The 14,198-nt window shown below is 66.2% G+C and carries 13 protein-coding genes; 6 read left to right on the top strand and 7 right to left on the bottom strand.

The window, feature by feature from the left end; translation table 11 throughout:
- Nucleotides 1-136 precede the first annotated feature (136 nt).
- The 5 genes from C4K27_RS30865 to C4K27_RS30845 are packed head-to-tail and all read left to right on the top strand — an operon-like array spanning nucleotide 137 to nucleotide 5,907.
- Nucleotides 137-1,744, top strand: coding sequence for a glycosyltransferase (locus tag C4K27_RS30865; protein WP_053263182.1), 1,608 nt, complete (start codon nucleotides 137-139; stop codon nucleotides 1,742-1,744).
- Complete coding sequence (locus C4K27_RS30860; protein ID WP_053263181.1) at nucleotides 1,744-3,048, top strand: glycosyltransferase; 1,305 nt, start codon at nucleotides 1,744-1,746, stop codon at nucleotides 3,046-3,048. Before C4K27_RS30865 ends, C4K27_RS30860 begins: the two co-directional genes overlap by 1 nt.
- Entirely contained in the window at nucleotides 3,048-3,935 is an 888-nt protein-coding gene (locus C4K27_RS30855; protein ID WP_053263180.1) for a class I SAM-dependent methyltransferase, read from the top strand. The genes C4K27_RS30860 and C4K27_RS30855 overlap by 1 nt, the downstream gene beginning before the upstream one ends.
- Nucleotides 3,932-5,089, top strand: a complete 1,158-nt coding sequence (locus C4K27_RS30850; protein WP_053263179.1) for an acyltransferase family protein — start codon at nucleotides 3,932-3,934, stop codon at nucleotides 5,087-5,089. The genes C4K27_RS30855 and C4K27_RS30850 overlap by 4 nt, the downstream gene beginning before the upstream one ends.
- A complete protein-coding gene (locus tag C4K27_RS30845; protein ID WP_053263178.1) occupies nucleotides 5,083-5,907 on the top strand; it encodes a class I SAM-dependent methyltransferase in 825 nt (274 codons plus the stop codon). The genes C4K27_RS30850 and C4K27_RS30845 overlap by 7 nt, the downstream gene beginning before the upstream one ends.
- 166 nt (nucleotides 5,908-6,073) lie before the next feature.
- Here the strand turns inward: C4K27_RS30845 and C4K27_RS30840 are convergent, their stop codons facing one another.
- Entirely contained in the window at nucleotides 6,074-6,700 is a 627-nt protein-coding gene (locus C4K27_RS30840) for a LysE family translocator (RefSeq protein WP_053263177.1), read from the bottom strand.
- A gap of 146 nt (nucleotides 6,701-6,846) precedes the next feature.
- Here C4K27_RS30840 and C4K27_RS30835 point away from each other — a divergent pair, with 146 nt between their 5' ends.
- Nucleotides 6,847-7,320, top strand: a complete 474-nt coding sequence (locus C4K27_RS30835) for an Lrp/AsnC family transcriptional regulator (protein WP_007927641.1) — start codon at nucleotides 6,847-6,849, stop codon at nucleotides 7,318-7,320.
- 129 nt (nucleotides 7,321-7,449) lie between these two features.
- Here C4K27_RS30835 and lpdA read toward each other — a convergent pair whose 3' ends face one another.
- From lpdA to C4K27_RS30805, 6 genes are all read right to left on the bottom strand, one after another.
- Nucleotides 7,450-8,850, bottom strand: coding sequence for a dihydrolipoyl dehydrogenase (gene lpdA / locus C4K27_RS30830; protein ID WP_053263176.1), 1,401 nt, complete (start codon nucleotides 8,848-8,850; stop codon nucleotides 7,450-7,452).
- A gap of 234 nt (nucleotides 8,851-9,084) precedes the next feature.
- The gene (locus C4K27_RS30825) at nucleotides 9,085-10,017 is read right to left on the bottom strand and encodes a phosphatidate cytidylyltransferase (protein WP_007927638.1); all 933 of its coding nucleotides are present in this window, start codon (nucleotides 10,015-10,017) and stop codon (nucleotides 9,085-9,087) included.
- 1 nt (nucleotide 10,018) lies between these two features.
- A complete protein-coding gene (locus tag C4K27_RS30820) occupies nucleotides 10,019-10,642 on the bottom strand; it encodes a lysophospholipid acyltransferase family protein (RefSeq protein WP_053263175.1) in 624 nt (207 codons plus the stop codon).
- Between the two features lie 9 nt (nucleotides 10,643-10,651).
- Nucleotides 10,652-11,107: a hypothetical protein gene (locus C4K27_RS30815; RefSeq protein WP_053263174.1), complete on the bottom strand. Its 456-nt coding sequence runs from the start codon at nucleotides 11,105-11,107 to the stop codon at nucleotides 10,652-10,654.
- Entirely contained in the window at nucleotides 11,097-12,440 is a 1,344-nt protein-coding gene (locus tag C4K27_RS30810; RefSeq protein ID WP_053263275.1) for a phosphatase PAP2/dual specificity phosphatase family protein, read from the bottom strand. Before C4K27_RS30810 ends, C4K27_RS30815 begins: the two co-directional genes overlap by 11 nt.
- On the bottom strand, nucleotides 12,440-14,197 hold the full coding sequence (locus tag C4K27_RS30805; protein WP_053263173.1) for a bifunctional alpha/beta hydrolase/class I SAM-dependent methyltransferase: 1,758 nt from the start codon (nucleotides 14,195-14,197) through the stop codon (nucleotides 12,440-12,442). Before C4K27_RS30805 ends, C4K27_RS30810 begins: the two co-directional genes overlap by 1 nt.
- Nucleotide 14,198: the final 1 nt, after the last annotated feature.

Below are 14,198 nucleotides of genomic sequence, written 5' to 3'. Positions count from 1 at the left end.
TGCAAAACTGACCAATAGAACAAGAACGTAGACGGGCATGAGAACGATGGATGCACGCCCACAACACAGGCGTGGCGCCATGGCTCTACCGTCATTGTGTGAAGGTGCCAGGACGGCGGCTTCATCGTGAGATGCCATGAATTTCATTCTTTATTCGGATGTTAACGACGGCTCCATCAGCCAGAGCCTCGGGCGTCCGGAATACAGCTATTACTTCGTGCTCAAGGCCTATCGCCCGGTGTTGGAAAGCCTTGGGCGCGTGCATGTGGTGCAGACGCCGGCCGAGGTCGACCGGCTGTATCACGAGCTGCGACTCAAGGGCGAAGACTGCCTGTTTCTTTCGTTCACCCCACCCCAGAAAACCCCGGTCGACCTGGACTGCCCGACCCTGTGTGTGGTGGCCTGGGAGTTCGACTCGATCCCCCACGAATACTGGGATAACGACCCGCACCAGGACTGGAGCCGCACCCTTGGCCGCCATGGCCGGGTGATCACCCTGTCCAGCCATACGGCCCGTGCGGTGCGTCGGGTGCTGGGTGAGCATTTTCCGGTGCTGGTGCTGCCTACCCCGTTGTGGGAGCGCTTCGACGGCGTCCGCGGGCAATACCCCAATGTGCCGGTCAACGCCGGCACCACCCTGCAGATCAAGGGCTGCATCATCGACAGCCGGGCCCTGGGACTTTCCGCCGACGGCCTGATCGCGCCGGTGCTGGATGAGGCACCGCCGCCTCCCGCTCCCGTCGAGGCCGAAATCGTCGAAGCCCCACCGCTGACCGTCAGGCGCCGGCTATTCATCGCCAAGCACTATCTGCGCGAATGGTATCGGGCGCTGGCCGGCGGCGAATGGCGCCGGCCGCTGTTCATCAGCAAGCACTATGTTCGCGAATGCTACCGCGAGGGGTTGCGCGACCGGGTTCCCGAGCGCCTGCGGGCGCTGATGGCGAAATCGAGACCGGAGCACGCGGCAGCGCTGCCCGTCGTCCTGCCGGTACCCGCGCCTGAGCCGGAACACCCCCAGGCCGTCCTCCCGCCCACCGACCGGCAGGTGGAGTTCCAGGTCGATGGCGTGGTCTATGTCAGCGTGTTCAACCCAGACGACGGTCGCAAGAATTGGCATCAACTGATTACCGCGTTCTGCTGGGCAATGCGCGACACCGAAGACGCCACCCTGGTGTTGAAGATGACCCAGAACGACCTGTCGACCTATTACGTCGAAATGCTGACCCTGCTGTCGCAGCTGTCACCGTTCAGCTGTCGGGTGGTGGCCATGCACGGCTATCTGGACGACGAGCAGTTCGCAAGGCTGTACGGCGCGGCCAGTTTCTACGTCAACGCTTCGCGGTGCGAAGGCCTGTGCCTGCCGCTGATGGAGTTCATGGCCTGCGGCAAGCCGGTGATCGCGCCGCTGCACACGGCCATGCTCGATTACATCGACGAGGACGTGGCCTTCGTCGTCAAGTCCAGCCAGGAGCCGGCGATCTGGCCGCAGGACTCGCGCATCCTGTTTCGCACCCTGCGCCACCGCCCGGATTGGGGCTCGTTGAAAACCGCCTACCAGGACAGTTACCGCATGGCCAAGGAAAACCCCGCGGGGTACCAGTCGATGTCCCTGGCCGCGGCCCGGCGCATGCAGGAGTACAGCAGCTTCGCCAGCGTCCAGGGGCGCCTGCGGGAGTTCTTCGCCCTGACCCCGCTGACCGAGGCCGACGGCGCGTCCTCCCTGGCCGTGGCGGGTAACGCCTGATGCTGATCCTCATCCATTCGGAAACCAACAAGAGCAACATCCAGCAGAACCTGGGCCGTCCCGAATACAGCTACTACTTCGTGCTCAAGGAGTTCCGGCCGGTGCTGGAACGCCTGGGCCAGGTGCTGGAGGTCAGCAACCCCGACGAGCTGGTGGACCGCCTGTATTTCGACTGCCAGAGCCGAGGCGAGGCGTGCATCTTCCTGTCGTTCTCGCCGCCCCATCGCACGCCCAACCATTACGCTTGCCCGACCATCCCGGTGTTCGCCTGGGAGTTCAGCACCATTCCCACCGAAAGCTGGCAGGGCGAGCCGCGCCATGACTGGCGGCTGGTCCTGGGCACCGCGGGCGCGGCGATCACCCACTCCAGCTTTACCGTGCGAGCGGTGCGCGATGTGATGGGCGAGGACTACCCGATCTGCGCGATCCCGGCCCCGGTCTGGGATCGCTTCGCCCGCCGTGGCGAGCAACTGGGCAAGCAGCCACGGGCGTCCCGGGTGACCCTCAACCTGCACGGGCTGCTGCTCGACAGCCGGACCCTGGACCTGAGTGCCTACGGCCCGGGCACGCTGCGCGAAGGCATGCCGCTGGCGCTCGATGCCACGGCCCGCGACTGTCAGCTGCTGCTCGACGGGGTGGTCTACACCTCGGTGTTCAACCCCTACGACGGGCGCAAGAACTGGCAGGACATGATCAGCGCGTTCTGCACCACCTTTCGCGACTGTGCCGACGCCACCCTGGTGCTGAAACTGACCCACCACGATATCGGCAACGCGCTGGCCGACATGCTGCACCACCTCTACAAGAACCAGTCCTACCAGTGCCGGATCGTGCTGATCCACGGCTTTTTGTCCGACCCGGACTACGAGCGGCTGGTGGAGGCCACCCGCTATGTGGTCAATTCCTCGTTCGGCGAAGGGCAGTGCCTGCCGCTGATGGAGTTCATGTCCTGCGGCAAGCCGGCGGTGGCGCCGTGCAACACCGCGATGGCCGACTACATTGACCCCGACAACACTTTCATCGTCGACTCCACCGACGAGTTGACCGCCTGGCCCCACGATCCCCGGGCGGCCTACCGGACCCTGCGCTACATCACCAACTGGGACTCACTGTGCTCGGCCTATCGCGCCAGCTACGACGTCGCCCTGCAGGACCCCGAGCGTTATGCGCGGATGTCGAGCCATGCGATCGAAAGCCTGCGGCGCTTCTGTAGCCAGGCCACGGCCGAACAGCGCCTGGGCGAGTTCTTCCAGCAGGTGCTGGAGCGGCGCAAGGCGTTTGCCACCCCCGGGCTTCCCGCGTGATGCGGGCGTTTCTGTGGCGTTTGCGCAGGGGGGCGCCGTTGCCTGCGCCGCTGCTGGCCGAAGCGCCCAGGCCCGCGGTTTCTCCCCGCGATTGCGGCTTGCGCGACGCCATGCTCGACGGCTGGTTCCGTTCCGCAACCGGCGAGCTGCTCAAGGGCTTTGCCATCAGCGCCGACGACACCCTGCTCGATGTCGGCTGCGGCGAGGGCGTGGCCACGCTGTTCGCCATGCGCCAGGGCGCTTCGGTGATTTTTACCGACAGTGAGTTCGACAAGGTGCGCGAGCTGGCCCGGCAAGTCGCCGAGCAATCGGACGTGCCCGCCCTGGGGCTGGTCAGCAACAGCCTGCCGTTGCCGCTGGCCCAGGGCTGCGCGAGCAAAGTGGTGTGCATGGAAGTGCTGGAGCATATCGAACAGCCCGAGCCATTCCTCGCCGAGCTGGTGCGCATGGGCCGTCCCGGCGCGCAGTACCTGATCAGCGTTCCGGACCCGGTGGGCGAGCATTTGCAGAAGGGCATCGCGCCGCCCGGCTACTACCGTGCGCCGAACCATGTGCAGGTGTTTTCCCGCGAAGGCTTTGGCCAGATGATCGAGGACGCCGGGCTGGTCATTGAGCATCGGCAGGCCACGGGCTTTTTCTGGGTCATGGGCATGATCTTTTTCTGGGCCAGCGAACGGGCCGCCGGACGCGAGCCGCCGGGCGCCGTGCGCGACCGCATCCAGGCGCCGTACCCGGCGCTGATGGAAGGCTGGGCGCGGACCTGGGAGGAGCTGCTGGCGCAACCCGACGGGCTGGCGATCAAGCAGGTGCTCGATGGCTTCATGCCGAAAAGCCAGGTCATCATCGCCCGCAAGCCGCTGCCCGGCGCCGTGGCTGAGCCGTCTTGAACGACAAGCGGATCATGGACATCGAGCTGCTGCGGGGCATCGCGGTGCTGGGCGTGGTGTTCCATCATCTGCAAGGCAATCTGTTTCGCGAGGGGCAAGCCTGGTTGGGCAGCGTCGCCGCCTACGGGCAGTTCTGGTGGGGCGTGGACCTGTTCTTCGCCATCTCCGGTTTTGTCATCGCCCGCAGCCTGGTCCCGCAGCTGCGCGCCTGCACCAGCGGCGCGCAGTGCTGGCAACGGATCCGCGACTTCTGGATTCGCCGCGCCTTCCGCCTGCTGCCCTCGGCCTGGTTGTGGCTGCTGCTGATGTTACTGGCGAGCCTGTTCCTCAATCGTTCGGCAGCCTTCGGCAGCCTGCACGCCAACCTCTGGGCCACGGTTGCCGGCCTGCTGCAATTCGCCAATTTCCGTTTCGCCGACAGCTTTTTCCACTATGAGTACGGCGCCAGTTTCGTCTACTGGAGCCTGTCGCTGGAGGAGCAGTTCTACCTGTTGCTGCCGCTGCTGGTGCTGTTGTGTCGCAGGTACCTGGCCTGGGTGTTGCTGGCGCTGGTACTCGTGCAAGTCCTGACCCTGCGCTCGGCACTGCTGATGGTCATCCGCACCGACGCCATGGCCCTCGGCGTGTTGCTGGCGCTGTGGACGGCCCGCGCCAGCTACCGGCACTGGGAACCGAAGTGGTTGGGTCGGCATCCGGGGCTCGGCCCGTTGCTGCTGATCCTGTGCGGCCTGGGCATGGGTTGGCTGGCTACCGATGGTTTCCATGCCACCTTTTACCGGGTGGGCGCCCTGGCCGTGCTCTGCGCGCTGCTGGTGTGGGTCGCTTCCTACAACCGCGACTACCTGTTGCCCCGCGGCCTGCTGAAAAGCCTGCTGGCCTGGGTCGGCAGTCGTTCCTACGGGATCTACCTGATCCATATCCCGGTGTTTCTGCTGGTCCGCGAAGCCTGGTTCCGCCTGGCGCCCCTGGGCACGACCGGGCTGAACGACCAGCCGCTGCTGGCGCTGGCCTGCGCCGCAGGCCTGCTGCTGTTGTTCAGCGAACTCAACTACCGTGTCATCGAGTTGCCCCTGCGCAATCGGGGCGCCGAGCTGGTGCAACGCCTGGGCACATCCCGTTCTCCCGTTCCTTCCACTGGAGTCACTTCATGCTGAGCCTTCTGAAAAAACTCACGGCGAGCGCTCCTGCGGCCGTGATGCCTGACGCACCGCCGCCGGCCAAGGTCGATCCGTACATGCTGGGCCTGCAGGACGCCATGCTCAGCGGCTGGTTCAACCAGGAAAACGGCGAGCTGTTCACCGGCTTTCCGGTGACGGCCGAGGACACCCTGCTGGACGTTGGCTGTGGTGACGGCGGCAACGTGCATTACTGCGCGATGCGCGGGGCGAAGATCATCATTGCCGACATCGACGCGGCCAAGGTCGAGGCGACGCGCCAGCGGCTGAGCGATACGCCGGCCCGCGGCGTGGAATGCCATGTCACCGACTGCAACCCGCTGCCGATCGCCGACGGCACCGCCAGCCGGGTGGTGTCCACCGAGGTCATCGAGCATGTGGACGATCCGGCGCAGTTTCTCTGCGAGCTGGTGCGGGTCGGCCAGCCGGGCGCGCTGTACCTGTTGAGCGTGCCGCACCCGAGCTCCGAGGACCTGCAAAAGGACATCGCCGCGCCGGAGTATTTCCAGAAGCCCAACCATATCCGCATCATCAGCGAAGAGCAGTTCAAGCAGATGGTCGGCGACGCCGGGCTGGAGGTGCTCAGCCATAGCCAGTACGGCTTCTACTGGTCGATGTGGATGCTGCTGTTCTGGGAAGCCAAGGTCGAATTCAGCAACCCCGACCACCCGTTGCTCGACCAATGGGCGAACACCTGGCAGACCATCCTCAACTCGCCGCGCGGGGTGCAGATCAAGCACGCGCTGGACGCCGTGGTCGCCAAGAGCCAGGTCATCATCGCCCGCAAGCCGGCCTGAACCGACGCCGGCTATTGCCCACTTGAATGAGGCAGGACGCAGGCTTTTGTAGCCGCTGCCGCAGGCTGCGATAAGGCCGCAGGCCTTCAGCGATCTTGCGGCCTTGCGCGCCCTGCGGTCGCGATCGTCCGAACGCGGCCCGAGCCTGCGGCAGCGGCTACAGAGTTCAGGCCTGTTGCACGAAAGTCAGGCGCAGGGCGAAGCCGATCAGCAGGCTGCCGAACAGCCATTGCTGGACCCGCTGGGCGGCGCGGTTGTGCGCCAGCCAGCGGCCGATCCAGGCGCCGGCCAGGGCGTAGGCGCTGTCGAACAGCAACCCCACCAATACCAGCAGCAGACCGAGGCTGGCGAACTGCGCGGCCACGGGGCCGGCCTGCGGGTCGATGAACTGTGGCAGCAGCACCGAGCAGAACAGCAGCGCCTTGGGGTTGAGCAGGTTGGTCAGCAGGCCGCGGCGGATCGCTTCGCGCCAGCGCAGGGCGCTCGCGGCCTCGCCATCCTGCAGGCTGGGCAGCAGGTTGGCCCGCAGGCACTGCACGCCGAGCCACAACAGGTACGCGGCCCCGCCCAGGCGCACCACCTCGAAGGTCCAGGGCGCGGCCTTGAACAGGGCGGCCAGGCCCAATGCCGCCAGTGCCACATGACAGCCCCGGGCAATCGCCAGGCCCACCGCAGTGGCCAGCGCCAGGCCCTTGCCCTGGCGGGCGCCGGTTTGCAGCAGGAGGATCATGTCGGGGCCGGGCAGCAGATAGACCACCGCCAATGCCAGGAAAAACATCCACAGTTGCGCCACCTTGCCACCCCCTTTCGTTGTCGATTCGGTAGGTAGAGTCTAGGGCCGAAGGGCAGGGCAGGTGCTTGCGTAGTCAGCCAGCAAGGAGGTGGAAATTGGCATAATCTTCCACCTGGACATGGAGTGACTATCGGAAAATGCCAAAAATGAAACTGGACGCCTACGACCGCAAGATTCTCGCCGCCCTGCAGCGCGACGGCCGCCTGAGCAACGTGCAACTGGCGGAGGAGATCGGCCTGTCTCCTTCACCCTGCCTGCGCCGGGTGCGGATGCTGGAAGAAGCCGGGGTGATTCGCGGCTACCAGGCCAACCTCGATCGCGATGAAGTGGGCCTGGGGCTGACGGTGTTCGTCGGGGTCAAGGTCGAGCGGCACACCGATGAGCATTCCGAAGCCTTTCACAAGGCGGTGACGGCGCTGCCGGAGGTGCTTTCGGCGTTCCTGGTATCCGGCGAGTCGGACTTCCTGCTGCAGGTGGTGGTGCCGGACCTGCGCGCCTATGACCGTTTTCTTACCGGCAGCCTGCTGAAACTGCCGGGCGTCAGCGATATCCGCAGCAACTTCGCGATCCACACGGTGAAAACCCCGGGCGCGCTGCCGCTGGGGCATTTGCCGACCTGACGCGATCATCTGTAGCCGCTGCCGAAGGCTCGGGCCGCGTTCGGACGATAAGGCCGAAGGCCTTCGGCGATCTTGAGAGCTTGCGCGCCCTTCGGTCGCGATCGCAGCCTGCGGCAGCGGCTACAGGCTCTACATCTGCGTCGCCATCCCCTCGACATCCATCGCTGCCTGGCGCAACGCCTCGGAGCGGGTCGGGTGCGGGTGGCAGGTCAGGGCGATATCTTCGGCCGAGGCGGAAAACTCCATGGCCACGCAGTATTCACCGATCATTTCGCTGACGCTCGGTCCTACTAAATGCACGCCGAGGATTTCATCGGTCTGCGCGTCCGCCAGGACCTTGGCGAAACCTTCGGTCTCGTGGTTGATCTTGGCCCGGCTGTTGGCCGTGAAAGGGAACTTGCCGGCCTTGTAAGCCCGGCCCTCGGCCTTGAGCTGCTCTTCGGTCTTGCCGACACTGGCCAGCTCGGGCTTGGTGTAGATCACACTGGGAATCAGGTCGTAATTCACTTCGCCGGCCTTGCCGACGATCTGCTCGATGCAGGCCATGGCCTCGTCCTCGGCCTTGTGGGCGAGCATCGGCCCTGAGGTGACGTCGCCAATCACCCACACGCCAGCGGCCGCGGTGCGGTGCCGCTGGTTGGCGAGCATGCCGCGCGAGTCGGTGCTCAGGCCGACGTTCTCCAGGCCCAGGCCCTGGGTGTAGGGCCGGCGGCCGATGGCCACCAGCACATAGTCGGCTTCCAGCAGCTCCGCCGTGCCGCCCGCGGCGGGTTCGATACTCAACTGCACGCCATTGGCCGAGGTGCTGGCGCTGCTGACCTTGGTGCCGAGCCTAAAGGCGATTCCCTGCTTGGCCAGGGCCCGTTGCAGGGTCTTGCCGGCTTCGCCATCGACACCGGGGCAGATGCGGTCCAGGTACTCGACCACCGTCACCTGGGCCCCCAGGCGCCGCCAGACCGAACCCAGCTCCAGGCCGATCACCCCGGCGCCGATCACTACCAGGTGCCGGGGCACCTCGCCGAGGGACAGCGCGCCGGTGGAGTCGAGGATGCGCCGGTTGTCGATCTCCACCCCGGGCAGGGGCGTCGGCTCGGAGCCGGTGGCGATCACGATGTCCCTGGCCTGCAACCGGGTCTTGGCCCCGGCGCTGTCGGTCACCGTGACCTGGCCGGGGCCGTCGATATGGCCCCAGCCCTTGATCCAGTCGACTTTGTTCTTGCGAAACAGGAACTCGATGCCCTTGGTCAGGCCGGCCACGCTGTCGTCCTTCTGTTTCATCATCTGGGCGAGGTTGAGGCTGGGCTTGACCTCGATGCCCAGTTCGGCGAATTCCTTGCCCATGGCCGCGTCATACAGCTCCGAGGCGTGCAGCAAGGCCTTGGACGGCATGCAGCCAACGTTCAGGCAGGTGCCGCCGAGGGTGGCGCGACCTTCGACGCAGGCGGCCTTGAGGCCCAGCTGGCCGGCGCGAATGGCGGCGTTGTAGCCACCGGGACCCCCACCGAGGATGACGACGTCGTAGCTGCTCATGGCTGTTCTCCTGCAATCGGAAAAGAAGGCTTTAAAGGTAGTCGAGCAAAAAATTATGACCGTAATATGAGCGCGCACAGCAACCCCGGTCAAGCACGCAATTGCGTCTTCCTTGTAGGAGCGAAGCTTGCTCGCGAAAGCCGCGAAGCGGCGTGCCGTCAACCGGTACGCGTTATCGTTGGCGATCTTTTCGCGAGCAAGCTTCGCGCCTACAGAAGAAGGGAGGTGGGGTGTTCAGGTCCACCAGTAGCGCACGAGGTGGAAGAAGATCGGCGCGGCGAAACACACCGAGTCCAGGCGGTCGAGCATGCCGCCGTGGCCTTCGATCATGTGGCCCCAGTCCTTCACCCCGCGGTCGCGCTTGATCGCCGACATGACGATGCCGCCGGCGAAGCCCAGCAGGTTGATCAGCAGGGCGATCAGGAACGACTGCCAAATGGTGAAGGGGGTAATCCACCACAGCGCGCCGCCGATCAGCGAGGCCAGGAGGATGCCGCCGACAAAACCTTCCACGGTCTTGGACGGCGACAGCCGCGGGGCGATCTTGCGTTTGCCGAAGAGTTTTCCACAGACGTACTGCAACACGTCCGACATCTGCACCACGATCACCAGGTAGGCGATCAGCAGCAGGTTGCGCCCTTCGTAGCCGGCGATATCCAGGGTCAGCAGCGCCGGGACGAACGACACGCAGAACACCGCGATCATCAGCCCCCACTGGACCTTGGAGGCGCGCTCCAGGAAGTGCGTGCTGTCGCCCCCCAGGGACGCGAGGATCGGCAGCAGCAGGAACACATAGACCGGGATGAAGATCGAGAACAGCCCGTACCAGTCGAAGTAGATCAGCAGGTATTGCACGGGCAGGGCCAGGTAGAACGCCGCCACCAGCGCCGGGTAGTCGCTGCGCCGGGTCGGCATCAGGGTCAGGAACTCGCGCAGGGCGTAGAAGGACACCGCGTAGAACAGCAGGATCACCGCGCTGGTGCCGAGCCAGAAGGCGATGCCGATCACCAGCACCATCACCCACCAGGCGTTGATGCGCGCATTGAGGTTGTCGATCACCGAGCTCGGCGCGCCACGGCTGCGCAGCTTGAGCAGAAAACCGATCAGCGAGGCCAGCACCAGTACCGCGCCGATCCCGCCGAACAACATCAGGGTTTGCCTATCCATCTCAAGAATGCTCCGGGGCCATGGCCAGCAGCGCTGCGCGGCTGCGTTCGAGGAAGTGCTCTTTGCTTTCGCCGTCCTCGAGGGACAGCGGCGCGCCGAAACTGGTGGTGCATAACAGCGGCAGGGGCAGGAAACGGCCCTTGGGCATCACGCGGTTGAGGTTGGCGATCCACACCGGAATCACCTGGGCCTGTGGGTAACTTTTCGCCAGGTGGTAGAGGCCGCTCTTGAACGGCAGCAGGCCTTCCTCCTCCAGGTTGCGCGTGCCTTCGGGGAAGATGATCAGCGAATCGCCGTTGGCCAGAGCGTCGAGCATCGGCTGCAAGGGGTTATCCACAGGCTTCTTGCGCTCGCGGTCGATCAGCACGCCGTTGAACACGCGGTTGATGAGGTAGCGACGCAGCGGGCGGGTCTGCCAGTAATCGGCGCCGGCCACCGGCCGCGTCACCTTGCGCAGCGCGGGCGGCAGCGAGGCCCAGAGCAGCACGAAGTCGCCGTGGCTGCTGTGGTTGGCGAAGTAGATGCGTTGCACCGCCTGCGGCCCGCAACCGAGCCACAGGCTGCGCGCCCCGGTGATGGTGCGGGCGGCGGAGGTGATGAGGGTGGCGACCAGGGGTTCGAGCATGAGAATTCCTTATCCGGCGACGGCCAGCCAGGGGCTGGCCAGGATGAAGCCCAGTGTCAGCAGTACTTGCGCCGCCAGCAGCCAGGCCTGGCGACGCAACAGGTTGAGGGCGCCGTGGCTGCGTTGTTGCCACGGGCGGCCGCCGGCATTCGCCGGTTGCAGGCCGAGGGCGCTCAGTGCCTGGTCCAGGGCGGCGCCGCGTTCGGCCAGGGGCTGCGGGCTGTCCGCCACCCGCTGGAACAGCTCGGCATCGAAGGCCACCCGCAGCGCCCAGTACTTTTGCAGCAAGCCCAGCACCAGCAGGGCGACGCTCAGGGCGATGGCCCAGGGGGCGGATACGCCAAGCAACCACTGGCCGAGGCCGAGCAGGGCGCCGAGCAGGCTCAGGCCTGTGGATAACAGGTCCAGCGAATGCCCGCGGCGTAACAGGCTGGCCACCGCATGCAATTCCATATCAGTGGCCATGGGCGCTCCCCTGGGCTGTGGATAAAGGCTCCAGGGCCTTGCGGTGTGCGGGTTGCAGGACGATCTGCGGGCGCGCGCGGCGGATCTGCACGATGGCCGCATCGACGCTGGCGGCGCGGCCTGTGTACAACAGCCAGGCGGCCACGGCGGTGGCGCTGCGCGAATAACCCAGGGCGCAGCAGACCAGCAGCGGCGCGTGCTCGCGCAGGCTTTCGATGGCTTGCGCGGCCTCGCGGCATTGCTCGGTGGTGGGCGCGGTCAAGTCGAGCACCGGCACGCAGCGATAGGCCAGGTGGCGACCGTCCACGGACAGTTCGGCACACAGGTCGAGCACCGCGCTGAACGGGCTGTCCTGCAGCTCGCCCGGGGTCGGGATGCGCCCCAGCCAGACGTTATCCACAACCTCGTCGGGCTGTGGATGCTGGCGTGTCCACAGCCGGGAATTGATCCAGGCCGCCGCCAGATAAGGTGCCAGCAGCCAGCGCGTGGCGTTGCCCAGGCGGCCGTCCGCGCCCTTCTGGAAACCCTTGGCGTCGAACAGCCCATAGTTCAGCGCCACTAGCAGCAGGGCCAGTGCCGGCCACAACAGCCACAGCCAGGCGCCTGAAAAGGCCAAGGCCGGGATGGCAAGCGCCGCGGCGCCCACGGCATAGAACGACGCCAGGCGCCAGCGCTGGCGATCGCGGGCCAGACGCAGGTTGTGCAGCATCCCGGGGCGGTCCAGCGGCCACAGCCAGACGCACAGCCAGCCGGCCAGGGCGCCTGTGGGCACGTCGATAAAGTGGTGTTGATAAGTGGTCAGCACCGACACGCCGATCAGTGCGAACCAGCCGTGCACCAGCCAGCGCCAGGCGCCCTGGACATGCCGCGCGTAGCAGACCCACAGCACCACCAGCAGCGCGATGTGCAGCGACGGCGCCTGGTTGAACGGCTTGTCGAAGCCGGCCAGCACATCGAACAGCCAGCCGAACAGGCCATCCAGTTCCGGGCGCTGGAAGGTGAAACGCAGCGGCCAGAGCAGGAAGCAACTGACGACGATGACTTGCGCGGTCAGCAGCCGCAGGGCGTGGCGCTTGAGTTCTTCGCGGCTGGTGGGCAACAGCAGGGAAAAGCCGTACAGCAGGTCGATCGACCAGTAGGGCACGATGCTCCAGGCCCAGAACGGCATCTGCCGCTCCCAGTCGAACACCAGGCTGCCGACCTCGGCGCGTTGCGCGGTGACCCAGGTGGCGAAGCCGTAGGTGCCGAAAAACAGTGGCGCCAGCAGCAACAGCCAGAGCACCGCGGGTTTCAGCAGGCCGGGCTCGCGGGGGTATGTCGCGGCGACCGTCATCATTGCACCCGCTGCGCCAGCGACACGCTGAAAATGCCCCACTGATCGACGCGCAGGGTGATCCGGCGGAACCCCGCGGCTTCCACCAGTTGGTCCATCTCGGCCTGGGTCCGGCGACGCATGACCCAGGCCTGGCCCGCGCGGTGGCTGGTCAGGGCGCGGGCGATCAGCTCCAGCTGCGGGTGCCACGGCTGCCCGGTGTAGACCAGGTAACCGCCAGGCTCCACGGCGGCGGCCAGGCCCGCCAGGGAATCACTGACCATCGGGTTGTCGGCGAACAGCTCGTACAGGCCGGAGACCACCGCCAGTGTCGGTTTGGGCTCCAGGGCCGCGAGGTCGTCGCGGTCGAAGGCGTCGGCTTTGACGAAACGGGCAATCTCGCCCAGGCCTTTCTCGGCGATCAACGCGCTGCCGTCGCGCACGTTGATGTCGCTGTAGTCGCGCAGCAGGATCGACTCCGGCAGCGGGCTGACCCCCTGCAAGGCTTCGAGAATGTAGCGCCCGTGGCCGGCGGCGATGTCGACGATGCGCACTTCGCGCTGCTCGGTGCGCAGTTTTTCCATGGCCAGGCGCAGCAGTTCTTCCACATGCACCTTGCGTTGGCGAATGCCGCGCCAGCCGATGGAGTCCAGGTAGTTACGGTCGATCATCCGGCCCAGGGCCGAGGTGCCGGTGGCTTGGTTGCGGTAGACGTAGTCCAGGGTGCTGCCGGAGTCGAAACCGCTGTCGAAACCCAGCTTGACCCCGGCCGAGAGCTGGCTGCCCAGGCGCATGCTGGCGCGGGTCATGCGCCAGTACAGGTCACGCAGGGAGTTGTGCGGCAGGGGCGCCGCCAGCGCCTCGGACTCGGCGCAGGTCAGGCCCAGGCGGTCGGCGTCGAGCAGGGCAGCGCGGTTCAGCGGTCGCGCGAAGTTCTGCAGGATGAATCGCCGGGCGCTGGCGACGGCCGGGGCCCGGGCCTTCTCGCCGAGGGTGTCGTGGAAGAAGCCCGGCAGGATGTGTTTTTCCTTGTGCAGGCTGCCCAGGCGCTCGAAGAACTGTTCCTGGGGCCGGCGGTGGACAACGAAGTCGGCGCCGGAGATCAGCAACTGGGTCGGCACCTGGATCGCCTGGGCATCGGCCACCACCCGTTCGGCGGCTTCGTACAGGCCCAGCAGCACGTTCACCGAGATCGCCTTGGTGATCAGCGGGTCGCTGTCATAGGAGGCCACGCGCGCCGGGTCGTGGCTGAGGAAGCGCGCCTTGACGTAGCTGTTGACGAAAAAGTTGCCGCGAAAACGCCGCATCAGCGCCAGGCCCGGGCGGGCGAAAGGCACGTAGAGCTTGACCTTGAACGCCGGCGACGCCAGCACCAGGGCGCGGATGCGCGGCGCGTAATCGTGGACCCAGGTGGCGGCAATCACTGCGCCGACGCTTTGGGCCACCACGGCCATGTGTTCTTCGTCGATGCCGTAGCTGGCCCGCAGGTGATCGCAGAAGGTCTGCACGTCGCGCACGCTGGTGGCGAAGCTCGGGCTGTCGCCACGGGCGCCGGGCGACTGGCCGTGGCCGCGGGCATCCCAGGCGAAGAAATCGAAGGCCGGCAGGTCCAGTTCGTCCACCAGGTGGGCGATGCGCGCGGAGTGTTCGTGGCCGCGGTGGAACAGCAGCACCGCCTGGCGCGGGGCGTCCGAGGGGGCGGCGGTGGCCGGCCAGTGGCGGTAGAACAGCTCGACGCCGTCGTGGGTGGTGAAGGTCTGATGGAGAGCTTCGCGCATG

The sequence above is a fragment of the Pseudomonas chlororaphis subsp. chlororaphis genome (assembly GCF_003945765.1).
Classification (GTDB): Bacteria; Pseudomonadota; Gammaproteobacteria; order Pseudomonadales; family Pseudomonadaceae; genus Aquipseudomonas; species Aquipseudomonas chlororaphis.
This window is presented reverse-complemented; position numbering and strand designations above follow the sequence as displayed.

Excerpts from the sequence above, each read along its gene's own strand:
- C4K27_RS30860 (WP_053263181.1), top strand. The coding sequence starts at position 1,744 with ATGCTGATCCTCATCCATTCGGAAACCAACAAGAGCAACATCCAGCAG.
- C4K27_RS30835 (WP_007927641.1), top strand. The coding sequence starts at position 6,847 with ATGAAACTGGACGCCTACGACCGCAAGATTCTCGCCGCCCTGCAGCGC.
- C4K27_RS30855 (WP_053263180.1), top strand. The coding sequence starts at position 3,048 with ATGCGGGCGTTTCTGTGGCGTTTGCGCAGGGGGGCGCCGTTGCCTGCG.
- C4K27_RS30815 (WP_053263174.1), bottom strand. The coding sequence starts at position 11,107 with ATGGCCACTGATATGGAATTGCATGCGGTGGCCAGCCTGTTACGCCGC.
- C4K27_RS30810 (WP_053263275.1), bottom strand. The coding sequence starts at position 12,440 with ATGACGGTCGCCGCGACATACCCCCGCGAGCCCGGCCTGCTGAAACCC.
- C4K27_RS30825 (WP_007927638.1), bottom strand. The coding sequence starts at position 10,017 with ATGGATAGGCAAACCCTGATGTTGTTCGGCGGGATCGGCGCGGTACTG.
- lpdA (WP_053263176.1), bottom strand. The coding sequence starts at position 8,850 with ATGAGCAGCTACGACGTCGTCATCCTCGGTGGGGGTCCCGGTGGCTAC.
- C4K27_RS30865 (WP_053263182.1), top strand. The coding sequence starts at position 137 with ATGAATTTCATTCTTTATTCGGATGTTAACGACGGCTCCATCAGCCAG.
- C4K27_RS30820 (WP_053263175.1), bottom strand. The coding sequence starts at position 10,642 with ATGCTCGAACCCCTGGTCGCCACCCTCATCACCTCCGCCGCCCGCACC.
- C4K27_RS30845 (WP_053263178.1), top strand. The coding sequence starts at position 5,083 with ATGCTGAGCCTTCTGAAAAAACTCACGGCGAGCGCTCCTGCGGCCGTG.
- C4K27_RS30805 (WP_053263173.1), bottom strand. The coding sequence starts at position 14,197 with ATGCGCGAAGCTCTCCATCAGACCTTCACCACCCACGACGGCGTCGAG.